A 23,584-nucleotide genomic window follows, 5' to 3' on the forward strand; every position below is an offset into this window, starting at 1 on the left:
CTTAATTTATTAATGCAATTTCATTTTAGGGCGCACTACACGCAGTACTTTTTCGCTTATCCATAACGCAAAGGTTTTTGCGCTACCGTGTATGGCGCGCTGGTGCATACGATACAGCGATATATACATAAAGCGGGCTATTTTACCTTCAATAAAAAAGGTGTTGCTGGTTAAGTTACCCATTAAATTACCTACTGTGCTATAGCGCGATAAGTTAACGAGAGAGCCGTGGTCGCTGTATTTAAACCCGCTTAGTGGCTGGTGTTTAAGTGTTGCAATAAGGTTTTTTTCAACACATTGTGCCATTTGATGGGCCGATTGCGCGCGTGGCGGTACAAGCTTTCCGTCTTCTTGAGTAAACGCACAGCAATCGCCAAGTACAAAAATACTTTTATCTACGGTGCTTTGTAAAAACTCGTTTACTCGAATTTGGTTGCTGCGGGTAAGCTCAAAAACACCTAAGTCTTTAATAAAATCTGGCGCTTTTACGCCTGCCGCCCATACCATAATATCGGCATTAATATGTTCTTCGTCTTTTGTAATAAACCCTTGCTCTGTGGCTTCTTTTACTTGGGTTTGTTCTAGCACGTTTACGCCCAATTTTAACAGCTCGCGTTTGGCACTTACGGCAATACGCTCTGGTAATGCAGGTAAAATACGTGGGCCGGCTTCAATTAAATGAATGTGCAAACGCTTAGACGACATATTTGTAAGCCCATATAGCTTTAGTAATTCAGACACATGGTAAAGCTCAGCTGATAGTTCAACGCCTGTTGCGCCGCCGCCCACAATAGCAATATCAAGAGATTGTTGCTGGTTGTCGTCTTGGTGAAGGCGGGTAAAGCTATCGAGCAAAGAATGCTGAAAACGCTCAGCTTGCTGGTTTGAATCTAAAAAGTAGCAATGCTCTTTTATGCCTGGGGTATTAAAGTCGTTACTTACACTGCCAATAGCAATAACAAGGTGGTCGTAGCGTACAGTGCGTTTGGGCAAAATAGTGTGGCCAAGTTCGTCAAAAAGTGGTGCGAGAGTAATTGTTTTATTGCTTTGGTCGATGTTACAAAAGGTACCAAGTTGGAAGTTATAATGATGTTTTGCGGCATGAGCAGAGTAAACTACGCCATCTAAATCGGGGTCAATAGAGCCTGTAGCTACTTCGTGCAGTAACGGTTTCCATATGTGGGTGCGGTTTTTGTCTATTAGTAGAATTTCTGCGTGTTTTTTCTTTCCTAGTTTATGCCCTAATTGAGTTGCAAGCTCTAATCCGCCAGCGCCGCCGCCAATAACGACGATTTTAGGAGTGGTTATGTTCATGACTATGCCCTTAAAAATAATATACCCAAGCAATCTGTTTTATTATTTTTAAAATGACTTGGGTATCGAAAATTATTTTGGCAAAGCTCACTTTTATGGGGCTATAGTGTGCGCCTAAATAATGGATATGTCAGCAGTAAATCACCTAATTTACGGTATACTAACTTGCAAATACTTCATCTAGGCTGCATTTTTCTGTTATAGCCCTGTGTTATCAACGCCAAAAAGGACATTTTTATGAATACGCCGCTTTTACAATCACTTGAGCAACATTTTGGTTTTAACCAGTTTAGAGCAGGGCAGCAGCAAACTATAGAGCAGCTTTTAAATGGGCAATCGTCCCTTGCTATATTCCCTACAGGGTCGGGTAAGTCGTTGTGTTATCAGCTAACGGCTATGCATTTAGAAAACTTAACGTTAGTGGTGTCGCCATTACTAGCCTTAATGAAAGATCAAATTAGTTTTTTAAATAGCAAAGGTATTTACGCGGCAAGCCTTGATTCTAGCCAAGACCAAATACAAAGCAGCACCGTAATGAACGATGTGCGAAATGGTAAAATTAAAGTGTTAATGGTGTCGGTAGAGCGCTTTAAAAACGAGCGATTTAGAGAGTTTATAAGCCAGGTTGCGCTGTCTATGCTGGTGGTAGATGAGGCGCACTGTATATCTGAATGGGGGCATAACTTCAGACCTGACTACTTAAAACTACCGCGATATCGCGAAGAGCTAAATATTCCACTAGTACTATTGCTTACCGCCACCGCCACTAAAAAAGTAAAACGCGACATGAGCGAGCGTTTTAATATTGCCCCTGAGTGCATTGTACAAACTGGCTTTTACCGCGCTAACCTCGATTTAAGCGTGCTAAGTGTAAAAACGGCTGATAAAAACACCGAACTTACAAACATAGTGCGTGCGCAAAATGGCCCAGGTATTGTGTATGTAACACTGCAGCAAAGTGCTGAGCAAGTGGCTAACACGCTAAGTGCGCAAGGTATTCAGGCGGTTGCGTATCATGCAGGGCTTGAAGATACACTCCGGTGGCAAATTCAAGATGATTTTATGGCGGGTAAAATTAACGTAGTTGTAGCAACTATAGCCTTTGGTATGGGCGTTGATAAATCAGACATTCGCTTTGTTATTCATTACGATTTACCAAAATCGATTGAAAACTACAGCCAAGAAATTGGCCGCGCAGGGCGCGATGGCAACCCATCAAACTGCTACACGCTTGCTAATTTAGATGGCCTAAACACAGTGGAAAACTTTGTATATGGCGACACCCCTGAGCTGAGTGGCATTGAATATGTAATTAACGATATTCGCCAAGCCCAACAGCAATGGGAAATGCAAGAATACAGCCTTTCAAGCGAAAGTAATATTCGCCAATTAGCACTTAAAACATTACTGGTTCAACTTGAAATGCAAGGCGCAATTACGCCGCAGTACGCCTATTATGCCGATTTTAAATACAAGTTCTTGGTTGATAAAAACGAGCTACTTAGCCAGTTTGACGAGCAGCGCCAAGCCTTTTTAACGCAAATATTTAGCCATACCGATTTTAAAAAAATATGGGGCACGCTCAATTTTGACGCCCTTACCCAAGCCGCGCAGGTTGACCGTAAACGGGTTGTGGCCGCACTTGACTACCTAGCCGAAAAAAACCTTATAACGCTTGAAACCAAACGCATTACCCAAGTATATAAACTGCATAGTGAAGTTATAAATAACCCAGAGCTTGCCCAGCAGTTACACCACTACTTTGCTGATAAAGAACAAGCTGAAATAAAACGAATTGCTGCTTTAGTGCGCTTTTTTGAGCTACAAACTTGCCTGAGTTATAACTTAGCGCGCTACTTTGACGACCAAAACGCGCCAGCGCAATGCGGGCATTGCAGTGTATGCCGTGGTAATGCTGTAAAACTAGAATACTCACTAGCGCCTGTAACTATTGCAGATGAGGTTATTTATCAAAAAGTAGATGAGTTTTTGGCGCATATGGCCACAAAGGGAGTTCATAACGTGGGTGTTGAAACCCAGTGCCGCTTTTTAGCAGGTATGAGCGTGCCATTGTTTGCTCGTAATAAGGTACGCCAACTCAGCGGCTTTGCACTTTGTGATCAACAGCGGTATAGCGATATAAAAGCCACACTGCTTGGCAGATAGCCATTAAAGTAATGATCAAACCTGCATAATTATAAAAAATGTTAAATTTTTGTTTGTTTTTTCAGCGTTTAACTATACTCAACATGACTATTAAGGTCATATAAAACGAGGTGAACGATGAAACTGCAAAAATTGATGCTGTTAGGAGTGTTTATTTCAGGGACTAGTTACGCTGAAATTAATATTTCAGGCTTTGCAAGTATTAACGCGGGTAAAGTACTCAGTGGAAGTGGTGTGCCGCAATATGGTGTTGAGCCAACCTTTTTGGCTGACTACCCTAATGTGAGTGGCTACACAGAAGACTTATCTTTCTCTCCAGAGTCGTTAATTGGTATACAAGTGTCGGGGGATCTTGGTGAGGGCTTATCTGTCACAGGTCAAATTGTTGCCCGAGGTGTAAACGATTTTGATGCTAATTTTGAGTGGGCATATATTTCGTACGAAATAAATGATAATTGGACGGTTCAAGCAGGTAAAAAGCGTTTACCTCTTTTTTATTACTCAGATTTTTTTGACGTAGGTTACGCATATGTATGGATGCGTGCACCTGCCGACAATTATACATGGCAAGTATTTAACTATGAGGGCATAAACCTTCTCTATTCTGGCTCGATTGGAGAGTGGGGTGTGTCTGCTAATGTGTATGCTGGTAAAGAAGATGATGACGACAACAAACTGCTATCAGACTTTTTCTTTCAAGAGCCTACCCGAGAAATTTGGGAAGATATGCTAGGTGGTGTACTTTCGTTAAGCCATGATTGGCTTGAATTGAGAGTAACGCATATGCAATACACTAATAAACGCTTTCGTTCTGGAGAGCCGGTTTTATGGGATGGAAAAGATAGCCGTGATGGCAAATTCTATGGCTTAGCTGCCAATTTTGATTTTGGCGACTTTTTTGTACTAAGCGAACTTAACCGTTTAGATCTAGACGGAAACCTAGACACTTATATGATCAGTGCAGGGTATCGGTTTGATGCAATTACGCCTTATGTGATGTTTTCAGATTTTGAGCAAGAAGGTGAGGGAGATACTGAAAGCCATAATACCTTTGCGGTGGGTGTTCGTTGGGATTTTCATCCTTCGGCGGCACTCAAAATGCAGTACGACAGGGTAAAAGATGATTCATTCGAGTTAGCGGTAGCGGGTGATAGTAAAGCAATCACGCTTGGTGTTGATGTTGTATTTTAAGGGGAATTAAAAATGAAAAAATTAATGTTATGTGTACTGTTTTTGTTTAGCAATGTTGCCTTTGCTGATTTTGCTATTATTGTACATCCTTCAAACGAGAGTAGTTTTGATGAGTCCGTCATTAGTCGAATTTATACCGGAAAAGAAAAGTCGTTTAGTAATGGCAATACGATCATTCCAATATCACAAGATTCAAAAAATCCGACTACGGAGCAGTTTAACAGTAAACTGCTTAATAAAAGTGCTTCGCAGTTAAGAGCCTATTGGTCAAAGCTTATTTTTACGGGAAAAGGAACACCACCCAAAGAGCTAGAAAATGACTCAGAGGTGATCAAAATGGTTGCAGCTAACCCAAATACGATTGGGTTTGTTTCGACATCTGCTGTGTCTGATGATGTGAAGGTGGTATTAAACTTTTAATTTAAAATTAAAGGCCAACAATAAAGCGTGTTAGCGAGCAGCACGCTTTTTATTACTCTATTTATTCACTATTAAAATTAACTAGCGCGTTTAGCCAGCTCGTGTATCCTACTTAGTGTGTTTCTTTTATTTAAGCCACTATGCCTAACACTGTTATTCCAAGTAAAACTATTTCCTCTGCACCTGAGTCCGTAACCTGCGCTAACTGCCAAGCGTGTTGTTGCCAATTAGAAGTGCGTATAGTAACCGACACCGGTGTGCCTTTTCAGTACATTGATTACGACAAGTGGGGCAGCGAAGTAATGAAACGCGGCGATGATGGTTGGTGCCAAGCACTCGACCGCAATACGCTAATGTGTACCATTTATGAAACCCGCCCACTTACTTGCCGTGAGTTTGAAATGGCCTCGAACGAGTGTATTACAGAGCGCGAAATAGCCGGTATTTAATACAAGCATATGTATTAAAAAGGGGCTTAAAAAGCCCCTTTGGTTTATCTGTGTTTTGCACTAATTAATCGTATTTAGCTTCTAGCTCATTAGCTGTATGAAACTTCTCGTGGCTTTGTAATTGCTCGTCGTATTTTACTAGGTTTTTAAAGTGACCTAGCTGGCCTGAGTTTTTAACAATTTCAACAATAAACGACATCATGAAATCGGCGCCGGTTAGGGTGTCGCCAACTAAATAACGTTTACCTTCTAGCCGGTCGTTAAAGTAGCTAATAACTTTAGCGGTTTCGGCGTCGGCGTAGCCTTCTAAAAATTGTGTTTTAGCGCCATCTTTAAGCACAAACATTTTAAGTAGTAGCGGTAAAATGGCAGAGCTTTCAGCAAAGTGCAGCCATTGTTGGTAATCAACGTAGTCAGCGGTGCCAGCCTTTGGTGCAAACTTTCCGTTACCGTATTTAGTAATTAAGTAATCAGTAATAGCGCCAGATTCGGTAACAATTAATCCATCGTCTTCAATAACCGGCGACTTACCGAGTTGGTGAACTTGCTTTAGCTCATCAGGCGCTAAAAATGTGTCTTTGTTACGTTGGTAAGCAACAATTTCGTAATCAACTTCTAGTTCTTCTAAAAGCCAAATAATACGTTTTGAGCGCGATTTATTTAAATGGTGTAGTTTTATCATGTCAGTCCTTGTTGGCGTTGCTGGTTGCAGCAACGCTGTGTTTTTATATTTTAGTTAAAGTGCATCGTTGATTTTAACAACGGTTTTACCAAAGTTTTTACCACTGATCATATCGTTAAATGCGCTTACAGTGTTTTCAATACCTTCTACCATGTGCTCGCGGTATTGTACTTTGCCATCCTGCAGCCACTTTTGCATGTCTTGCGCAAATTCATCGTAGCGGTGACCGTAGTCGTCAAAAATTATAAAGCCTTGCATTTTAATACGTTTAGTAAGCAACTGCCCCATTAGCATACCCATACGATCAGGGCCTTCAGGTAAGCTTGTAGCGTTATACTGCGATACTAAACCACACAGCGGTACACGAGCTGCGGTATTAAGTAATGGTAATACGGCATCAAACACTTTACCGCCCACATTTTCGTAATAAACGTCTATACCGTTATCACATGCTTTTTCTAGTTGCTCTGCAAAGTCATCGGCTTTGTGATCAATACAGGCATCAAACCCCAGTTTTTCAACTGCATGGGCACATTTTTCGCTGCCACCAGCAACGCCTACCACTTTACAGCCTTTAATTTTAGCTATTTGGCCAACGGTTGCACCAACTGGCCCCGTTGCTGCGGCTACGACTACAGTTTCGCCTTCTTTAGGTGCGCCAATATCAAGTAGGCCCATATACGCTGTAAAGCCCGGCATACCCATAATGCCAAGCGCGTACGAAGGATTAGCAGGCTCTTTGCCTAATTGCATAAGGCCTTCGCCATTACTAATGGCGTAACTTTGCCAACCTGTGTAGGCAAGTACCCACTCGCCTTCGCTAAATTTTTCGTTTTTAGACTCTTCTACTTGGCACACGGTAGCGCCAACCATTACGTCACCCACGTTTACCGGATCGGCGTACGACTTTGCGTCGCTCATGCGGCCACGCATGTATGGGTCAAGTGATAAGTAAATAGTGCGCAGCAGTACTTCGCCATCTTTTAGGGCTGGTAAATCGACTGTTTTAAGCTCAAAGTTTTTATCGGTTGGAGCACCGTGTGGGCGTGATGCCAAAGTAAGTTGACGACTAGTTGCAGACATAAAATTCTCCTTTTGAATATGAACCCACTTAACGAATGTGTATGCGTTTAATAACCCGATTGGCATAAACAATAATGCGCGCTAAGTAGTAAATGTATGTACAAATTTGTACCTTACATCAGGAGTTTTGGGCGAGGGGGTGTTAATTCAACCTTAAGCGGAGTAATTATTCTAAACGGTTTATTTGAGCTTGCTAAAAATATGGCTATCGTAAAATGCGCCATTTTTATAAATGGCTTGTTTAAGAATAGCCTCGGCCTTAAAACCACATTTAGTCAGTGACTTTATAGAACCAGTATTACCAGCAAATACGGCGCCAAAAATACGGTTTAGGTTTGAGGTTTTAAATGCGTCATCGCAAATTTTTGTAATAGCGAGAGTCATTACTCCTTGCCCCCAAAAGTCACTATTAAGCCAATAGCCTATTTCGCCACTGCGGCTATACTCGAACTCTCCGGGCGTTATGCCTATACACCCCGCAAATTGCCCATTTACAATAATGGCCTTAACTATTCCACTTTTAGAGCCTTGGTTTATCCACCAATCGGCGTCGGCTTGAGTATACGGAAATGGAATTTTAGACGATAAAAACCGCGTCACCTGTTCATCGTTTAAGGTATTAATAATGTGTGGCGCGTCCTTTGTTTTAAAGTCTCTTAGGGTAATCATTGTTTTAATTAAGTATGGGCTGAATACGGTTTAACTTAGCAAGCAATTAGAGATTGCACAATCACAAAGATTAACCGCTTACGCCTATAACTTTGTTTTAAAGTACTCTAATATAAGCAAAATATAATACTGTTTAAGATACTTTTTATGCACCCACACATAGCCGCCCTATATAATAGTGCCCAAAAGCCAAGCCGTTTAATTGTAGGTTTAATGAGTGGTACCTCGTTAGATGGGCTCGATGTAGCGCTGTGTAAGGTAAGCGGCGCGGGCTTAAACACACATATTGAAATATTAAATTTTATCACCGTTGAATATAGCGACGATTATAAAACTAAAATAAAGCAGGTATTTGCAAAGCGAGAGTGCGATTTAGAACTAGTAACCTTACTGCATCCGTGGGTAGGTAAGCTCCATGGCAATATGGTTAATCAGTGCTTACATACTTGGCAGGTGAATCCAGCAAGTATTGATGTTATAGCCAGTCATGGGCAAACAATTTACCACTGTCCACAGTCGCAACATAGTCATAAAAGCTTTACTAATGGCACATTACAAATTGGCGACAGCGACCAAATAGCCGTTACTACCGGTATTACAACTATTGGCGATTTTAGGCAAAAGCACATAGCCGCAGGAGGCGAAGGTGCCCCACTTGCGGTATATGGCGATTACTTGTTTTTTTCAAGCCTTGTTGAAAACCGTATTTTACTTAACATGGGTGGTATAGCTAACTTAACTTTTTTACCCAAAAGCGGTGATGCAAACAGTGTATTTAGCTCTGATATTGGCCCGGGTAATACAATAATGGATGCCTATGTACAAAAATATTTTGAGGGGATGCATTTTGACGACGGTGCAAAAATAGCAAAAGCAGGGAAAGTAAATATGCCTTTACTTCATGCATTATGCGCAGATGACTTTTTTAATTTAAGCATGCCCAAAACAACAGGGCCAGAAGTGTTTAATTTAGCATATTTAAAAGCGGCTCAAGCACTCACCAATACGCTTGACTTAACCCACCACGATGTAATGGCAACGCTCAATGCATTTAGTGCTAATGTAATAAGCGATGCAATAAAACAGTGTGCTAAACACGAGGCAAATTGTGTAGTGTATGCCAGTGGTGGTGGAATACATAATCCACTATTAATGGAGCAGCTTTTAACACTTTGCCCAGAGGTTAAAGCGTTTAAAAACACACAGGTATTAGGAATAGATCCCGATGCTAAAGAAGCTGTGTTATTTGCTATTTTAGCCAACGAATGCCTAGCAGGTGAGCAGCAACACCTTAATAATACCGCGCAAGGTATTGCGGGAGTGACTATGGGAAAAATAAGCTTTCCCGACTGACCGCTATTGATAAGCGTTTTAAAATAATGATAAAAAGGTCGAGCTTACCCCTGCAAAATATCGGCGAAAACCGTGTGGTTTTGACTGCTCGATATTTACGAGTGGCGCGTTATAGCCGCCCTCAAATGCGTTAATATTCATATCAAACTGAAGGCTATTTTTTAATGTAGCGTATTTTCCGTGCAACATAAGCTGCATTACAAAACATTGGCTATGGGTAATTTTGTTTAAAGTAAGGTTAACGTAACCGCGCTCTAAATCGGCTTGCGTAATAACGTTCTCAGTAAAATACTGAGCGCCACGGGCACTTGGATGTGTTGCGCTCAGCGAAATAACATCACCTTCATGTACAGCATCTGGCAAATCGCATTGCAATGTAATTGCATGAAGCGCATTGGCTTGTACCGAAAGGTTTTCGTATTCCATGGTGTGGCTCATAGCCGCAGACATCGGATCATCAAGTGATTGCAGTGCAAATGTTAGTTGCACTAGAGGTGTGGTCATTTACTTCGTCTTCTAGATTATAAAAAATACAGTTTGAGTTTAAATTATCGCCTACTTAGATTGCAGTTTTATGACAAATTGCACTTAATCGGATAATCGCTGCTTTTTGATCAAAAAAGATCGTTATAAGGTTTTCATTGAATTTAGGTGACGTTTGTTGTCAAAGTAGGTGAAATTTTCGATCCAGCCTAAAAGGGTATTAATAGTGCTTATAAATAGTGCTTATAAATATTGTGGGGTAAGCATGTAGGCAGCAATATAATTTATATACGCAGAGCGATTTTTCATTTTCAATTCTATGAATTTTAGCTGTATATATACAGCCATAGTACGGTCGCTCGCATAGTCAATAAAACGACCCCGTTGCTCGTTTTATACTATGAAGAAAAGCGATAACTGAAGGATTTTAATAACGCTGGCAATTAGTTGGCAAGTTTGTTACTAATAAACAAACAAGAAAAACGAGCTCCGCCGTGGTAGAAAAACGCGCGATTCGCTCGCTATAAACATGTTAGGTGTACTGGAGAGTCATGAAGTTTTTGATAATTTTCGTATTGATAGCAACTGGAATTCTTATTTATTTGAGCACCGGAGCAAAGAAAGCTGATTCAAATGTATACGCGAAGTTTCATTCTAGTGACAGTGTTGAAATTGCCGGTAAAATTCTTACTCTTGCAGAGCTAATTAGCTACATAAGCGAGTTGGCATCAGAAGGAAAGGTGATTGATATTTCTATAAGTGGTGGAATAAGTGAGCAATTAGAAATAGAAGCAATGGCTAAGACAGTTAAAGAGTCTAAGGAATTTAGAGGTCGAAACGTTCTCATGATTATCGAGAGTTAACGTACACCTAACAAGTCGCTGATGGAAAAGGATTCGTCAATCATGTCACAATTTTCAAACGACAAAAATATGCGCCATAATTGGCCTCACCTCATAGCGAAGCGTTATGTGTAAAGATGAAAACTCAAGCATTTGTAATTTCAATTAGTTTGTTCTTTTGTGCTGAGGCTTGCGCAGTGCGGGTAGTTACCTGTGATAAGCCTGACTCAGATTATATTGCCGCCAAATTTTCTAGCGGCGCTTTTGTTCAGGCTAATGAAATTGAAAAAAATTTCCCTAGTGGTAGCTTGAAGCACAGCGAAATTTGTGAAGTTCGTAATGAGTTAATTATGGACGGTTTAGCTTTTACTTTGTACAAACCTGAAGGTGATAAGAAAAAATATATTTCCGTGTATAACGGCTTGGATGGTAGCTCTCAATTATATGGCCCATTCAATTAGCAGTTTACATATAACAAGCTAATTAATAAGGACAATGCTCCTCACCCGTTTTAGTGGACACCTCCTCATTACTTTGCAGCCAAAGGGGGCAAGCTTTACTTCATTCATTAGCCCCACAGTTGCCCGCTCAGAGAGAGCTTGGCTTGGAAATGAGCTCAAGCTTTTAAGTTAGTGCGATGAGTTCCAGTTTGATTAGTAACCTTTTTGCAGTTTATTTATTATCTTGGCCATAATAGCTTAATTAAAAAGCCCTGTGCTAAACGTTACGTTTAACACAGGGCTTTGTAGTTTTAAATTAACCGGCTTAAAACTACAAAGCGCATTAAAACGAATACTGCAGCCTTAATGAGATTGCATTACCCGACGTGATAGTACCGCCTGCTTCAAAGTAATCGGCTTTAATGTAGTCGGCCATAAACTTTATGTTTTTGTTTACGGTGTAGTTAACGCCGAGGGAGTAGGTTTTTGCGTCTTGGTTTTCTTGCTTGAGCTTAAGTAGGCTGTAGCGGCCAGTGAGCTCCCAGCCTGGCTCTGAGCTTGCGCCTAGTTTTGCGTTTTTATACTTACGGTATCCGCCCGATAGCTGATAACCAAATTGCAAATAGCCGCCTTCGTAATCATTGGTTGTATTTTCAATACTGGTTACTTGTGCTTGTTGCCACTCGGCCATCATGGTAAATCTGTTTTTAAGCCATAGTAGCTCTACGCCTTGTTGCGAGAGGCTATCTGCATTAATTTTATCGCCTTCTATTAATGAGTCGGCGGTATAAACTTCAAGAGGTTCATTCACTCTAAATTCGTTACCGTCGTACTGCCTCTCACTAAATGCGACGCCTAGGTGTAAAAGGTTGGTGTTTTGCTGCCATGGCACCCAGGCTAAGCGGCCTGTAATAGCAGACGTTGCTTCGTCTTCATCGGGCTCGTAATAACCTAGTTGCCAATTTACTGAGGCTATGTCTCCCGATAGGCTAATACCTAAGCTACGGCCTGGCGAAAACGCTTCGCTTATCATGCTGCGTTCGAGCATTAATAAATTACGAGAGCTGGTTAGTTTTTCTAGGCCAAAGCCTTCTTTTTGTTGGCCTATGGTTAAATCGGCATATTTCCAGCCAGAGTATTCTAGGTAGGCGTCTTTTATTTCGGTTTCGCCATCGGCAAAGCCAAGCTGAAATTTACTTTTCCAGTCTTTGCTGATGTCTGATTTAAAACTTAGGCGTGCGCGGCGTATTTCAGAGGTACTTTCTGAGCTGTTGCTGTCGTATTGCCCCTCTAACAATGAGGTATCAAATTTGTTGTAGTCGAGCATGATATAGCCGCTTAGGTCTATATCGTCGTTAATTTTGGCAAAGCTTGCGCTACTAACAAGGCAAAGAGCTGAAAGTGCCGCATAAGTAATCGTTTTTTTAGAGGTCATGTTAGGCTGCCTTTGTTTGTTTTTCGGCTAAGTAACTTACTTTTAGTTGCGCTACGTCTCTTAAAAAGTCGATGTGTTCTATATCTACGGCAACGACGTTTAGGCCCGTGCGCTGTTTTAAATCATGGATGAGTGTGGCTTGGTTTTGCGGGGTTATGTTTTCTATGCGCTCGTAGCAAACGCTTTGTACTTCGTAGCGTTTTACAAATACGCTAGAGTCAATCAAAAAGGCAATTAAGCAAATTATGCCGTTAAGAATGCTTAGCTCAATTAAGCTCATTTGCCCTACAGAGGTCAGTAAAGCAATGGCAGTAACGAGAAATAAGTAAGTCATCTCTTTAATCGAAATAGACTCAGTGCGGTACCTTAGCATGGTAAATACGGCAAATAGGCCAAATGCAAATTCCATTGACATATCAACACCGTGCAGCAAAAAGGTAATAATAAAAACGCCTACGCCAAATAAAATAAACGAGCCTGCCACCACTGCATTTTTACTGATGCGAAAATAACAGCCATAGCAAAGTACAGCCAGCGATAGGATGTTTACTAAAAAGCGGGAAAGAAAAATAAGATCTAATTTGGTCATTTTAATTATTCTCTAAAGGTAATAGTGGGTTAGTGCGGTTAAGGTGTTTTAAGCGGGCTAAAACAGGTTTAAAGCGGTTTACTTTTAAGCGCTCGGGGTAGAGCAAAGCACAGCCAATGCAGTATTTACTAAACGAGGCAGGGAATATGTGGTGTTTGCTCATAAGCTTATAAAATGGCGAGTGTTTTGTTTTTTTACGTTGCTTAAGTTCGGCAATAAAAAAGCCCGGTAGTGTTATTTTGTTATCGCCTTTTGGGGTGTTGTACCACAGGTTAAAATCAAGCGTTAAGCGCTCGGCTTTTTCTTCGTTGGCTAGCGCTATACGGTTATAGCCGCTTTGCTGGGTTACGTTTAAATGTGCAAAGCTGTTTTTCATTTGCTCTTTCATAAACGCAGTACAATGGGCTTGCTCGTTGTTTTTTTCGAGCTTAATACGTGTTTTTACTGTGCGGCTTTGGTTGTTTTTTAGTTTTACTTCTAGGTATTCGGTGGCGGTATCAACGTAGCGCCTTTGGCGTACTTTGTAGCGATTAAGCTTACCGTTATGATGGGCTTTATATAAATCAAGCTCGGGCGTATCAAAGTACTGATTATAATAAGAAAATAAACGCTTACCTTGTATATCAAGTACGCGGTACTGCCCTTGTAAGTGAGTTAGTAACTCAGGTAAAAAAGAAAGTGGCAGCATAAATTTGCTATCTACACGGTTCATTAAATTAGCATTATTAAGATCGTTTAATCCATAACCTTCAAACGGAATAAGTAACTCGTTAATTAAGCTTGTTAATGAGCCATGCGCATCTGGTTTTTCAGGCTGAGCCTGCTTACTTTTAGTGTTTATTGCAGTAATTGCTACTGGTGAGATTGAAGTATCCTTTTCAAAAAGTTCATCCTTAAAACGTGCTTGAATTGTCATAATTTTCTCAGATTATTAAATTGCAAAGTAATAGAGTGCAGTGCCAGCGTGCTGGCACCGCGCAAAGGATGGGTTGTTTATCTAGTGCAAAATCCGCTGCCATCGCCAGCTGAAGGCAATGTGCCATCAAGCTGCGCGGCCATATTTGCTACGCGGTACTGCATAAACGACGTTAAGCCGTAAAACTGCCCTGTTGTAGATGTTAGGTTTTGCTCAAAGTAGGTTGAGCCATAAAAGCTGGTTGGGTCGTTTTGTACGTGCTCACGAATTAGGTCGGCTATTTCATTTACGCGTGCGTTAAATGTATCGCTTGAAAGTGAGCCATTAATAAGCTGTGTTAAGTAACTGTGGTACGTATCGAGGTTGCTTTGCTCGGCAAAGACATTATCAATTAATGGGCGATCGCTTAATGCCCCGCTTACTGGCTCATCAATGTAGAGCTCTCTTACATCTACGCCATTACAATCCATGGCAAAGGTGCCAAATGACTCGTTAAAATCCCACGGCAAAATGCTAAATACGCCATCGTCATCATAAATATAATAGTTATGTGCAAGCGGACCGTGGTAGCTATCTAAATTGGACAGTGAAGTACTAACCGACATATAACGTAAAAGTGTGTCTACTTCTATGGCGCTGGTTTCGCCTTTATCGAGCGATTCTACAAAGTTAATAAAGGCGCCGTTATCGGTGGTGTCTTCGTTGGTTTGCAGGTTTATATCGGTGTAACTTTGTATGTCGTCACCTAGCCATAATAAATCGCTGCCTGTGCCATCTGGCTTGTATAAATCGCCATTACTGTTGGTAAAGTGTTTTTCAACAAATTCGCCATCCACGGCTTCTACCATTAAGTACAAACCAAATAGTTCGCCGTTTACATAAAAGTTAACGTAAGCATGCTCAGGCGTTGGTACACCCATTTCATCCATTAGCTCGTAGGCGATTACTTCACGCATGTACGACGGGTCGTTAAACGAGTTTTGTAGTGTGAATTTTTTTAGCCCAAAAAACTTTTGCCCCGACACATATTCGTTAATATCAACCTTAAAGCTGTAACGGTCGCTGCTAGAGTTGGCAACATTTCTTAAACTTGATCCACCTTTAGTGCGAATAGCCACGCTATCGAGTGTAACCCCATTAAAGGTAATAGCGGTTTCGTGATATTCCTCATCAAGTGGGTTATCTAGAATGTCTTGCCAGTTTTCGTCGGTAATTGTAATAGAAAGCGTATTAACCGCTGTAGGTGTAAAGGCGGTTGCCACTGTATTTTCACTACTTGGAGTAGGTGTTAAAAACGCATGAGTAAAGCCAGTACTGCTACTTAGGCCGTAACTAAAGCCTGTGGCTACATCACTTTCATCCCAGTCAATGTAGTCAATTACTTCATCGTTGAGTATTAAGCTTAGCTCGTCTTCTTTGCCTAGTTTAAACGGGACGTAGTAAGTGCCTGGGTCTTCATCGGTGGCATAAATAGTTATGTATTGGCCTGCGTATAAATCTATGTCGGGTAGAGTGATGGGGTCTATGTCGTCGCTTTCATCAATAACGTGGTAGTTGGCTAAGTTAATTGTATTTGCGCTGTTGTTGTATAGCTCAAACCAGTCGTTGCCATCGTCTGCGGCGCTTGCCACTATTTCGTTAATAACGAGTGGCCCGTGGGTTGCTTGGCTGTTTGAGCTAAGCTCTGTTGGAGTTAATACCGCAGTTGCATCGCTGCCATCAGGGTAGCGACCATAGCTGTAACCACTTAGCGCTTGGCCTTTATTCCACGATAACTGCTCTATAATTACATTGTTACTGTAAAGGCTTACGGTATCGCTTGCGCCTAATTTAAACGCAACGCTTGGCAGATCGCCTAAATCATCGGTGCTTGTGTAAATGCGGTAAAACTCACCCGGCGATAACGTAATATCGGGTAGAGCAAACTGTTCGTTATTGTCATCACTTAGTGTGTAGTCGGCTAAATAAACATCGCTACTGCTTGTTACATAAAACTCTATCCAGTCCTCGCCGCCGCTGCTATCTTTTGCTAATACTTCGTTTATACGCAGTGGCGCATCTTCAGCAATTAGCGTTGTAACAAGTGTAGAGGTATCGGCTGTTTGGTTAGCTGCGCCTTCTGTGGGCGTTAATGTTTGCGCGGTGCCGGTGCCATCGGTGTATAAGCCGTAACTAAACCCTTCAGCGGCTTCGCCTTCTTCCCAATCAAGTACAGAGATAGCAGTGCCGTCCTCGTATAACGTAACCGCATCATCGCTACCTAGTTTAAAGGTGACGTAATAACCGCTATCGGGCGGGGTGTCGGTTTCATCAATGGCTTGAATAACAATAAACTCACCTTGCGAAAGCGATGCTGCGGGCAAAGCTTGAGGCTCTCTGTCGGTGTTATCATCAACAAGTGAAAATACCGATAAGTCGGCTATATCTTCAGTGGCGTATAGCTCAATCCAATCGTAGGTGGTATCGCGTGGGCTTGCGACAATTTCGTTAATAACTAAACCCGTTGACGTGATTGTTGATGATGAGTCAGTACTTTGCTCTGTGCTGCTATCGGCTGTTTGCTCAGTACCGCCACAGCCATACAAAAATGTAGTGGAGGTAATTAATGAATAAAATAGTAGGGGTTTTATGGTCATTGATGCGATCTTTTTTATTTTAATAACGTGGTAAAACAATAAAAAAAGAAGGTGCAAACAATGTGTAAACATTCAGTAATATTCAGTATAGTGAGCTTAATTACTCATTTTAAAAGTTACTTTAACCTAATGATTAAAAAATTAATTTTATTATGCGCCTTAAGCATGCCACTGGCAGCGTGTGCTGACGATGTTGCGCCATTTTCAGGTGAGATAAGCGCGCAGGCTTTACTAAACGATTACGATAAATTTAGCGAATATTACTCAACGTTTACCCCTACCTCTAAAGATATTGCGTTAATGCAAAAGCTTAAAGGTAAAGAGCTAGTTGTATTATTTGGTACTTGGTGTCACGACAGCCACCGCGAAGTACCTAAACTCATTAAGCTTCTTGAACAGTCAAAAGTTGAACTGGCAAGTGTTAACTATGTGGCAGTGGGTTACAACAAGCAAGACGATGCCGGAATAGCACTGGCGCACGACTTGCAATACACACCTACATTTATTGTTAAACAAAATGGTAAAGAGTTGGTGCGTGTGATTGAAAAACCCACGGGGTCATTGGCAGAAGATTTAACACAGGGTCTGTAAGTGTTATGTGAGCATCAACCAGTTATTTTATTTATAATTAAAACGGATATTTATGAAGTGTAAAAAGTGTAAAGCAGGGATTACTTCACCTGTAGTTAAAACAACAAATATTGATGGTACACCAATAACATCATCAACGTGCCCTGTGTGCGGTGAAAATTTAGATGGTTCAAAAAAATATTGGGTTTTATTAATTATTTTAATTATTGGTATTGGTTTAGCATCAAAGTATTTGTCTTGAGCCTGGTTATATTACTCACACATGTGAATGAGCAAGACTTTAGTTTTGATTATTAGTCTTTTACTTAAAAGTTATGTGGCTTATGAAATTAATGCGATCTGAAAAAGTTCAATTGTGGTTTTTGATAAATGCCAACAAATTGTTTGTAGCTGCAGCTGCTTTTGGCGTTATTTTTGTCTTGATTTGGGGGGATGCTTCTCAATGGGAATACGAAGAAGATAAAAATCACTACAGCGCTTTTTTTTCATCTATTGATAGCCGAATTAGTTTTGTAAACTATGGCTATTCAGGTACCAGTATAAGAGTTGTTTTGAATTTTGATGCCGAAGGGCTCATTCCGGATGACATTAAAAGCATAACTCCAAAGTATAAATATTTAATTCTTGAACGCATATGCAATGATTTAGAAAGTTTGGAACTTTTAGAAAGCGGCTACTATTTTGATGTGGATTTAAGGGATATCAGTTCTGAACACATGTTTAAAAATTATTTTAATTTAATAGTGAAGCATGAAAGGTGTGTCACCTAACGTAAGTGAGTTTTAACTTAGCTAATAGGCATTAGAAAGACTAAAGAGCTTTTCATATATTAAATTTTATAAGTTTTCTACAGGTGCCTTACCGCACATAAATTGTGATCACTATTCACTATTCACTATTCACTATTCACTATTCACTATTCACTAAACAAGCCTTTTTCGAACGCTTGCGCAGCATGCGAAGACGGTCTGTCTTTATAATGCAGTTGATGAAGAGGCCGAGAGAGTTGCTCGTTATTTTTTTGGCTCAGGCGCGTTAATTTGCCTAGCTGCACTAAATCTTCTGTGACTACATTTGGCAATAAAGCGACCCCCATACCTTGCGCAACGGCCCTTGCTATGGCTTCGTTGCTGCCTAATTGCATACTGCGCTCAGCTTGTACGCCTTGTTGTGCTAATAACTTTACCGACATTTCTAACGTGCCCGAGCCTGGCTCGCGAAGTAGCCAAAACTGCTCGTTTAACCATGCTTTTAAGTCTTTAGCGGGCTTAAAGTTACTTGGTATAACCACACTCATTAAATCGTTTTGCCAGTGCTTACTTATAATGTGTGGCTCGGTAGGTGTGCCCTCAACCAGTGCTAAATCGATGGTGCACTCTAGCAACGAATGCTCAATTTGCTCGGTATTAGCCACTTGTACTTCTACTTTTAAATGCGGGTACTGCGCACAAAATTTGGCTAAATAAGGCGGTAGCCAATAGCTGGCAATGGTGGTGCTGGTGCCTATAACTAAGGTGCCGCGTTTGAGCCCAGTGCGCGATTTTATATCGTCTAGGGCGGCTTTTTCGATAGCAAAAATACTACGGGCGTGATCATACAAGGCTTGGCCGCCTTCGCTTAAGGTGAGCTTTTTACCTTTAGATGCACGTTCAATAAGTTGAATATTTAACTGATGCTCTAGCTCTTTTAGTGCCTTAGAAACAGCGGGCTGGCTTATAAAAAGCGCTTCGGCTGCGCCTGAAAAGCTACCCAATTTAGCCACTGTATAAAAGACTCTAAGTGCATGTAAGTTCATTGAACACCCTTAAATTGTATAACTCTAAATTGTATAACCTTAAGTTATCAAATCATGATTTTAATATATTGGAGTTATATCTTGAGCTTTCTTACAATTAAGTCAACACATCAATATGGTTTAAGTGAGGGAATATTATGCTTAGCGCTATTAAAAATAGTTTTCAGCCTCTAGGTATTAATACTAAGCAATACGGCGATACGCGCTGGTGGTTAGGTATGCTGTTGGTGGTTGTGTTAGCGGGGGGATCTGTTGCATTAAGTAAGTTACCTATAATGCAAAGTGCGCAATTTAGCTCCTTAACTATTGGGATTGTGCTTGGCATTATTGTGGGTAACAGTGTGTTTTCGCGTATTGCTACGCGTACCGATGCAGGCGTTGATTTCGCCAAAAGTATATTACTTAAAGCGGGCGTTATTTTATTTGGGTTTAGAATTACTTTTGCGCAAGTAGCGGGCGTGGGTTGGCATGGCCTATTAACCGATATAGTAATGCTGTTAGGTACATTTATTTTGGCAGTGCAGCTAGGCAAGCGCGTTTTTAAGCTTGATGAACAAACAACCATACTTATAGGGGCGGGTAGCTCTATTTGTGGCGCCGCAGCGGTAATGGCAACCGAGCCGGTTATAAAAGCTCAGGCACATAAAGTATCTGTAGCGGTGGCAACGGTGGTGGTGTTTGGCACGTTAAGTATGTTTGCCTACCCAATAATGTTTGAGTACATGGGGCTGAGTGAGCACGCATATGGTATTTTTGTTGGTTCAACCATTCATGAAGTCGCACAAGTGGTAGCAGCAGGGACTGCGGTAAGTGCCAATGCGGCCGACACCGCCGTGATAGAAAAAATGCTACGCGTAATGATGCTTGCGCCATTTTTAGTAGGCTTATCGTTTTGGCAAAGTAAAAAGCATGCAAACATACACGCACCGGGCGGCGAGCAAAAATCAAGAATTACAATCCCTTGGTTTGCGGTGTTATTTATAGTGGCAAGTGGCTTGCATTCGTTATCGGTTATTCCTCAAGGTGCTACAAACGCCATTGTATGGTTTGACAATATATTGCTCACCATTGCCATGGTCGCACTTGGGTTGCGTACACATGTTGGCGCTATTCGCCAAGCCGGTATAAAACCGCTGTTATTAGCGGGCTGTTTATTTTTGTTTTTAATCTTAGGTGGCTTTGCCATTAATGTAGGCATTGCTCAGCTGTTTTAAATATAACTAGGTGGAGGTAGATTGGCTTAAATAGGCCAATCTACTTCGTTTAAGTGATCGAGCTGTGCATCTGGGCTTTGATTGCCTCCCCACTTTTTGGTGTAAATGGATTTAGGGTCAAACTGCTGCGTTTGCTTTTCAATATTGAAGTGCCGCCCGCCACGTGGGTCAACGCCTACTCCCGCTATGTACTGCCAGTTACCCCAATTGGCTGCTACGTCATGATCAATTAGCTGCTGCTCAAAATAAGCTGCGCCGTAACGCCAATCGAGTGCCAGCTCGTTAACTAAGCAGCTTGCCACAATTTGCCTTGAGCGGTTTGTTATAAAGCCGGTGGCATTGAGCTCTTTCATGATGGCATTAACCAAGGGGTAAGGCGTTGTGCCTTGGCACCAAGCAGCAAAACGGTTTGGCATAAACGTAGTAAGTGGCTTAGTTTGCTTTTGCCCCTTAAAACTAAACAAGCTGCTTTGTACATTTAGCGCGTGCCATTTAAAGTATTCGCGCCACAGTAGTTCAAACTTAATCCAGTAGGTTGAATCGTTAGCGGTATATGTTTGTTCGTATTGCTCAACCGCATTGTATATTTGTTTTGCGCTAATACACCCAAAAGCAAGCCATGGGCTAAATTTAGTGGTGTTGTCAAAGCCGTCAAGCGCGTTGCGAGTTATTTTGTACGTGCTAGGTAATTCGCCTGCAAAGTATTGTCCACAGTGTTTTTGTGCGCTTGTTAAGCCGCCATGCATTGAGTTGTTAACTGCTTTTGGTAACTCAATTGGGTTTTTAGCGCACAGCGTAATAGGTTTAGGCAATAGCTCGGTTGTAATGTGCGACAGTGTGATTGGTATGTTGGCAGCTTCAACCTTCTTTTTAAATGGGGTAAAGCTTTTGGGTAAATCTGTTAAGTTAAATGGTAGTTCGTTTTGCTGATACAAGGTATCCTGCAGGGTACCGGTAAACTGGACTTCAGGACAATGAGCTTTTAATAAATTAATTTCGCGTTGTTCGTACACACCAAATTGCTCACTGTAAACCACTTCATCAATGTGTTGCTCTTTAATACGTTGCTTTAAAACACTAACTGGTTCGCCTTCTAGCACGTGCAGAGTTTGGCCACACGCAATTAATGCTTGCTGTAACTCATAAAGGCTTTGCATTAAAAAGGTGTACTTGTTTTCACCATACTGCTTTTGCTGATAATTCGTGTTTTTAAACCAGTTGGGGTTAATTACAAACACCACGTCTAGTGCGCATTGCTGTAGTGCAAGTTTGCTAAAAATTGGGTTGTCGTTTAGGCGTAAATCGTTTTGTAGCCAATATAAAATGCGTTTGCTCATACTTTTGCTCTGGTTTTGTCGATGTTGTATTTACGAAACAAAAGTAGCTGAGGATTAGTTAATCGTGTTTTTAATCGAGTAAATTTATAAATACGTGCAAGGTTGCGATTGAGAAGAGGCGATAGAGTAACCGCCTCTTATTTTATTGAAGTACGGTTTTACTTTGTCTTTTTTTGTTTTGCTATCCAATCGTTTATTACATCTTCAAGTACAGCCATTGGCAGGGAGCCTTGGCCAATAACGGTATCGTGGAAGCTGCGTATATCAAATTGTGCGCCTAGTTCTTTTTCGGCTTTTGCACGCAGCTCGCGTATTTTTATTTCGCCCATTTTGTACGAAAGCGCTTGGCCTGGCCATGAAATATAACGATCTATCTGATCTTCCACGGCGCTTTGTGGCAACGCCGTGTGACTGGCTAAGTAATCAATTGCTTTTTGGCGGCTCCAGCCAAACGCATGAATACCGGTATCAACCACTAAGCGCACTGCACGCCACATTTCGTAACCTAAACGGCCAAAATCGCTGTAAGGGCTTTGATAAAAACCCGCTTCTTTACCTAAACGTTCTGTATAAAGTGCCCAACCTTCGCCAAATGCAGAGTGGCTGAGTGTGCGTCTAAACTCGGGTACATTTAGCTCCATAGCAATGGCGTTTTGTAAATGGTGCCCGGGTATGGCTTCGTGCAGACTAAGTGCTTCTAAATTATATAAAGGCTGCAGTTTAGGTGTTGAGGCTAAAAAATAAGTACCTGGCGAGCGGTTATCTGGCGGTGGCATATAAAACGCGCCACGACTTGCTGAACCTTTAATAGTAAAGGTGTTACGCGGTAAGTGGCCAAAGTAAGTAGGCAATTTGCCATACATTTTTTGCGTGATAAAAGCGGTTTTTTCAAGTAGGTCTTGCGCGTCTTTTGCGTAAAATTGCTCATCGGTTGCTAAAAATTCTAAAAACTCACTATAGGTGCCATCAAAGCCTACTTCATCAATAATGGCTTGCATTTGCGCTTTAATACGCGACACTTCTTTTAGGCCCAGCTCATGTATTTGTTTAGGCGTGGCGTTGGTTGTGGTGTAATAATTAACGGTGTATTTGTAATAATCAAGCCCGCCTTCAACGCTTGCAATGCCCGGCTGCTCTCTACAGTGTGACATGTAATCATTTTTAAAAAAGTCATAAAAATGCTGATAGGCAGGAATTACTTTTTCTTCAATTAACGCTTGTGCTTTTTGTTTTAAACTCGCTTTTTGCGCTGCACTAAATGTATTAGGTATACGCGTAAAGGGCTCGTAAAGGGCGCTTTTTTCGGGGTTTTTAACTAAATGCGCGCTTATGCTTTGGCTGTAATTTTCAAAGATTTTACAGTAATGAGTAAAGCCTGTTTTTATACCTTCTTTCATTAAATCAATATTTTGCTGATTAAAGCGCGGGTAGTCGGCAAGGCTGATTAAAAATGCGTTGTAATCATCCGCTGTTAAAAAAGCCATGTTGGCGGGTGCTTCTGCAAAGTAAGTATGCCAGCCACTTAAAAAATTTACCGGAAAATACTTATCTTGATAAAGGTAGCTTTGCTGCTCGGTTTCGCGCTCATATTTAAATAAGCGATAGTTCATTAGCTGCTCGTTATTGAGCGTTTTTGGGTCAATGTTGGCTAAGCTTTTTAGCACGCTGTTGTTATAAGTTTGGCGATTAGCAATGGCTTGCTCGCTCCAGTTTGGTAATGTGCCGTTTGGTTTCCAACCGTCAGGGTCGGTTCGAAAAAATATTTTTTCAGCTTTGGCATTTTGCCAGTGGTTATCAATAATGGTTTTTAAATCGCTGTTGTTGTCGGCAAGGCTTGGTAGCGAGGTGGCTGCTAAGCAAATAGCTAAAATACGTTTTTTAAACATAGTGATCCGTTATTGGCGAGTTAGTCGCGCTTTTTTATTTTAATTTGTGCTCAATATAGTACCAAGTTAACTTAATCAATGCGCTTACTTTTA

The 23,584-nt window shown here is 41.2% G+C and carries 23 protein-coding genes; 11 read left to right on the forward strand and 12 right to left on the reverse strand.

Annotated features, from left to right (window positions below; all coding sequences use genetic code 11):
• Positions 1 to 9: 9 nt before the first annotated feature.
• Positions 10 to 1,314, reverse strand: a complete 1,305-nt coding sequence (locus MTF67_RS06790) for an NAD(P)/FAD-dependent oxidoreductase (protein ID WP_248519094.1) — start codon at positions 1,312 to 1,314, stop codon at positions 10 to 12.
• A 237-nt stretch (positions 1,315 to 1,551) separates the two neighbouring features.
• Between MTF67_RS06790 and MTF67_RS06795 the strand changes: the two genes are divergently transcribed.
• The 4 genes from MTF67_RS06795 to MTF67_RS06810 all read left to right on the forward strand — a co-directional run bounded on the left by MTF67_RS06795 (position 1,552) and on the right by MTF67_RS06810 (position 5,540).
• Positions 1,552 to 3,480, forward strand: coding sequence for a RecQ family ATP-dependent DNA helicase (locus MTF67_RS06795; protein ID WP_248519095.1), 1,929 nt, complete (start codon positions 1,552 to 1,554; stop codon positions 3,478 to 3,480).
• A 117-nt stretch (positions 3,481 to 3,597) separates the two neighbouring features.
• Positions 3,598 to 4,671 carry a porin gene (locus MTF67_RS06800; RefSeq protein WP_039037250.1) on the forward strand — a complete coding sequence of 358 codons (1,074 nt, stop codon included), beginning with the start codon at positions 3,598 to 3,600 and terminating at the stop codon, positions 4,669 to 4,671.
• Positions 4,672 to 4,683: 12 nt separating this feature from the next.
• Positions 4,684 to 5,091: a substrate-binding domain-containing protein gene (locus MTF67_RS06805; RefSeq protein WP_006793538.1), complete on the forward strand. Its 408-nt coding sequence runs from the start codon at positions 4,684 to 4,686 to the stop codon at positions 5,089 to 5,091.
• Between the two features lie 140 nt (positions 5,092 to 5,231).
• Positions 5,232 to 5,540: a YkgJ family cysteine cluster protein gene (locus MTF67_RS06810; protein WP_248519096.1), complete on the forward strand. Its 309-nt coding sequence runs from the start codon at positions 5,232 to 5,234 to the stop codon at positions 5,538 to 5,540.
• A 64-nt stretch (positions 5,541 to 5,604) separates the two neighbouring features.
• On the opposite strand, the gene MTF67_RS06815 is transcribed toward MTF67_RS06810, so the two are convergent.
• From MTF67_RS06815 to MTF67_RS06825, 3 genes are all read right to left on the reverse strand, one after another.
• Positions 5,605 to 6,222 (reverse strand): glutathione S-transferase, encoded by a 618-nt coding sequence (locus tag MTF67_RS06815; protein WP_006793540.1) that lies wholly within the window; start codon positions 6,220 to 6,222, stop codon positions 5,605 to 5,607.
• A gap of 54 nt (positions 6,223 to 6,276) precedes the next feature.
• Positions 6,277 to 7,305, reverse strand: coding sequence for an NADP-dependent oxidoreductase (locus MTF67_RS06820; RefSeq protein WP_248519097.1), 1,029 nt, complete (start codon positions 7,303 to 7,305; stop codon positions 6,277 to 6,279).
• A 180-nt stretch (positions 7,306 to 7,485) separates the two neighbouring features.
• Positions 7,486 to 7,974, reverse strand: a complete 489-nt coding sequence (locus tag MTF67_RS06825; RefSeq protein ID WP_248519098.1) for a GNAT family protein — start codon at positions 7,972 to 7,974, stop codon at positions 7,486 to 7,488.
• A gap of 147 nt (positions 7,975 to 8,121) precedes the next feature.
• On the opposite strand from MTF67_RS06825, the gene MTF67_RS06830 reads away from it, so the two are divergent.
• On the forward strand, positions 8,122 to 9,327 hold the full coding sequence (locus MTF67_RS06830; protein ID WP_248519099.1) for an anhydro-N-acetylmuramic acid kinase: 1,206 nt from the start codon (positions 8,122 to 8,124) through the stop codon (positions 9,325 to 9,327).
• Positions 9,328 to 9,345: 18 nt separating this feature from the next.
• Here the strand turns inward: MTF67_RS06830 and MTF67_RS06835 are convergent, their stop codons facing one another.
• Positions 9,346 to 9,831 carry a hypothetical protein gene (locus MTF67_RS06835; protein ID WP_248519100.1) on the reverse strand — a complete coding sequence of 162 codons (486 nt, stop codon included), beginning with the start codon at positions 9,829 to 9,831 and terminating at the stop codon, positions 9,346 to 9,348.
• A gap of 530 nt (positions 9,832 to 10,361) precedes the next feature.
• Between MTF67_RS06835 and MTF67_RS06840 the strand changes: the two genes are divergently transcribed.
• On the forward strand, positions 10,362 to 10,673 hold the full coding sequence (locus MTF67_RS06840; protein WP_248519101.1) for a hypothetical protein: 312 nt from the start codon (positions 10,362 to 10,364) through the stop codon (positions 10,671 to 10,673).
• Positions 10,674 to 10,789: 116 nt separating this feature from the next.
• Positions 10,790 to 11,113, forward strand: coding sequence for a hypothetical protein (locus tag MTF67_RS06845; RefSeq protein WP_248519102.1), 324 nt, complete (start codon positions 10,790 to 10,792; stop codon positions 11,111 to 11,113).
• A 322-nt stretch (positions 11,114 to 11,435) separates the two neighbouring features.
• Here MTF67_RS06845 and MTF67_RS06850 read toward each other — a convergent pair whose 3' ends face one another.
• The 4 genes from MTF67_RS06850 to MTF67_RS06865 form a co-directional block, all read right to left on the reverse strand.
• Positions 11,436 to 12,527: a porin gene (locus tag MTF67_RS06850; protein ID WP_248519103.1), complete on the reverse strand. Its 1,092-nt coding sequence runs from the start codon at positions 12,525 to 12,527 to the stop codon at positions 11,436 to 11,438.
• A gap of 1 nt (position 12,528) precedes the next feature.
• Positions 12,529 to 13,116: a DUF4956 domain-containing protein gene (locus MTF67_RS06855; RefSeq protein WP_039037236.1), complete on the reverse strand. Its 588-nt coding sequence runs from the start codon at positions 13,114 to 13,116 to the stop codon at positions 12,529 to 12,531.
• A gap of 1 nt (position 13,117) precedes the next feature.
• A complete protein-coding gene (locus MTF67_RS06860; RefSeq protein ID WP_248519104.1) occupies positions 13,118 to 14,032 on the reverse strand; it encodes a polyphosphate polymerase domain-containing protein in 915 nt (304 codons plus the stop codon).
• Positions 14,033 to 14,109: 77 nt separating this feature from the next.
• A complete protein-coding gene (locus tag MTF67_RS06865; RefSeq protein WP_248519105.1) occupies positions 14,110 to 16,668 on the reverse strand; it encodes a CotH kinase family protein in 2,559 nt (852 codons plus the stop codon).
• A 129-nt stretch (positions 16,669 to 16,797) separates the two neighbouring features.
• On the opposite strand from MTF67_RS06865, the gene MTF67_RS06870 reads away from it, so the two are divergent.
• The 3 genes from MTF67_RS06870 to MTF67_RS06880 all read left to right on the forward strand — a co-directional run bounded on the left by MTF67_RS06870 (position 16,798) and on the right by MTF67_RS06880 (position 18,029).
• Positions 16,798 to 17,259 carry a thioredoxin family protein gene (locus MTF67_RS06870; protein ID WP_248519106.1) on the forward strand — a complete coding sequence of 154 codons (462 nt, stop codon included), beginning with the start codon at positions 16,798 to 16,800 and terminating at the stop codon, positions 17,257 to 17,259.
• A gap of 52 nt (positions 17,260 to 17,311) precedes the next feature.
• Positions 17,312 to 17,500 (forward strand): hypothetical protein, encoded by a 189-nt coding sequence (locus tag MTF67_RS06875; RefSeq protein WP_006793558.1) that lies wholly within the window; start codon positions 17,312 to 17,314, stop codon positions 17,498 to 17,500.
• Between the two features lie 82 nt (positions 17,501 to 17,582).
• Positions 17,583 to 18,029, forward strand: a complete 447-nt coding sequence (locus tag MTF67_RS06880; RefSeq protein ID WP_138740906.1) for a hypothetical protein — start codon at positions 17,583 to 17,585, stop codon at positions 18,027 to 18,029.
• A gap of 146 nt (positions 18,030 to 18,175) precedes the next feature.
• Here the strand turns inward: MTF67_RS06880 and MTF67_RS06885 are convergent, their stop codons facing one another.
• Complete coding sequence (locus MTF67_RS06885; protein ID WP_248519107.1) at positions 18,176 to 19,054, reverse strand: LysR substrate-binding domain-containing protein; 879 nt, start codon at positions 19,052 to 19,054, stop codon at positions 18,176 to 18,178.
• A 137-nt stretch (positions 19,055 to 19,191) separates the two neighbouring features.
• Between MTF67_RS06885 and MTF67_RS06890 the strand changes: the two genes are divergently transcribed.
• Positions 19,192 to 20,268 carry a YeiH family protein gene (locus MTF67_RS06890; protein ID WP_248519108.1) on the forward strand — a complete coding sequence of 359 codons (1,077 nt, stop codon included), beginning with the start codon at positions 19,192 to 19,194 and terminating at the stop codon, positions 20,266 to 20,268.
• A gap of 26 nt (positions 20,269 to 20,294) precedes the next feature.
• Here the strand turns inward: MTF67_RS06890 and MTF67_RS06895 are convergent, their stop codons facing one another.
• On the reverse strand, positions 20,295 to 21,605 hold the full coding sequence (locus tag MTF67_RS06895; protein ID WP_248519109.1) for a DASH family cryptochrome: 1,311 nt from the start codon (positions 21,603 to 21,605) through the stop codon (positions 20,295 to 20,297).
• 158 nt (positions 21,606 to 21,763) lie between these two features.
• Positions 21,764 to 23,491: a DUF885 domain-containing protein gene (locus MTF67_RS06900; protein ID WP_248519110.1), complete on the reverse strand. Its 1,728-nt coding sequence runs from the start codon at positions 23,489 to 23,491 to the stop codon at positions 21,764 to 21,766.
• Between the last annotated feature and the right edge of the window lie 93 nt (positions 23,492 to 23,584).

It is taken from the genome of Pseudoalteromonas sp. 2CM32C, assembly GCF_023161925.1.
Classification (GTDB): Bacteria; Pseudomonadota; Gammaproteobacteria; order Enterobacterales; family Alteromonadaceae; genus Pseudoalteromonas; species Pseudoalteromonas marina.

Coding starts and splice junctions, on each gene's coding strand:
- MTF67_RS06790 (WP_248519094.1), bottom strand. CDS start 1,314: ATGAACATAACCACTCCTAAAATCGTCGTTATTGGCGGCGGCGCTGGC.
- MTF67_RS06795 (WP_248519095.1), top strand. CDS start 1,552: ATGAATACGCCGCTTTTACAATCACTTGAGCAACATTTTGGTTTTAAC.
- MTF67_RS06800 (WP_039037250.1), top strand. CDS start 3,598: ATGAAACTGCAAAAATTGATGCTGTTAGGAGTGTTTATTTCAGGGACT.
- MTF67_RS06805 (WP_006793538.1), top strand. CDS start 4,684: ATGAAAAAATTAATGTTATGTGTACTGTTTTTGTTTAGCAATGTTGCC.
- MTF67_RS06810 (WP_248519096.1), top strand. CDS start 5,232: ATGCCTAACACTGTTATTCCAAGTAAAACTATTTCCTCTGCACCTGAG.
- MTF67_RS06815 (WP_006793540.1), bottom strand. CDS start 6,222: ATGATAAAACTACACCATTTAAATAAATCGCGCTCAAAACGTATTATT.
- MTF67_RS06820 (WP_248519097.1), bottom strand. CDS start 7,305: ATGTCTGCAACTAGTCGTCAACTTACTTTGGCATCACGCCCACACGGT.
- MTF67_RS06825 (WP_248519098.1), bottom strand. CDS start 7,974: ATGATTACCCTAAGAGACTTTAAAACAAAGGACGCGCCACACATTATT.
- MTF67_RS06830 (WP_248519099.1), top strand. CDS start 8,122: ATGCACCCACACATAGCCGCCCTATATAATAGTGCCCAAAAGCCAAGC.
- MTF67_RS06835 (WP_248519100.1), bottom strand. CDS start 9,831: ATGACCACACCTCTAGTGCAACTAACATTTGCACTGCAATCACTTGAT.
- MTF67_RS06840 (WP_248519101.1), top strand. CDS start 10,362: ATGAAGTTTTTGATAATTTTCGTATTGATAGCAACTGGAATTCTTATT.
- MTF67_RS06845 (WP_248519102.1), top strand. CDS start 10,790: ATGAAAACTCAAGCATTTGTAATTTCAATTAGTTTGTTCTTTTGTGCT.
- MTF67_RS06850 (WP_248519103.1), bottom strand. CDS start 12,527: ATGACCTCTAAAAAAACGATTACTTATGCGGCACTTTCAGCTCTTTGC.
- MTF67_RS06855 (WP_039037236.1), bottom strand. CDS start 13,116: ATGACCAAATTAGATCTTATTTTTCTTTCCCGCTTTTTAGTAAACATC.
- MTF67_RS06860 (WP_248519104.1), bottom strand. CDS start 14,032: ATGACAATTCAAGCACGTTTTAAGGATGAACTTTTTGAAAAGGATACT.
- MTF67_RS06865 (WP_248519105.1), bottom strand. CDS start 16,668: ATGACCATAAAACCCCTACTATTTTATTCATTAATTACCTCCACTACA.
- MTF67_RS06870 (WP_248519106.1), top strand. CDS start 16,798: ATGATTAAAAAATTAATTTTATTATGCGCCTTAAGCATGCCACTGGCA.
- MTF67_RS06875 (WP_006793558.1), top strand. CDS start 17,312: ATGAAGTGTAAAAAGTGTAAAGCAGGGATTACTTCACCTGTAGTTAAA.
- MTF67_RS06880 (WP_138740906.1), top strand. CDS start 17,583: ATGAAATTAATGCGATCTGAAAAAGTTCAATTGTGGTTTTTGATAAAT.
- MTF67_RS06885 (WP_248519107.1), bottom strand. CDS start 19,054: ATGAACTTACATGCACTTAGAGTCTTTTATACAGTGGCTAAATTGGGT.
- MTF67_RS06890 (WP_248519108.1), top strand. CDS start 19,192: ATGCTTAGCGCTATTAAAAATAGTTTTCAGCCTCTAGGTATTAATACT.
- MTF67_RS06895 (WP_248519109.1), bottom strand. CDS start 21,605: ATGAGCAAACGCATTTTATATTGGCTACAAAACGATTTACGCCTAAAC.
- MTF67_RS06900 (WP_248519110.1), bottom strand. CDS start 23,491: ATGTTTAAAAAACGTATTTTAGCTATTTGCTTAGCAGCCACCTCGCTA.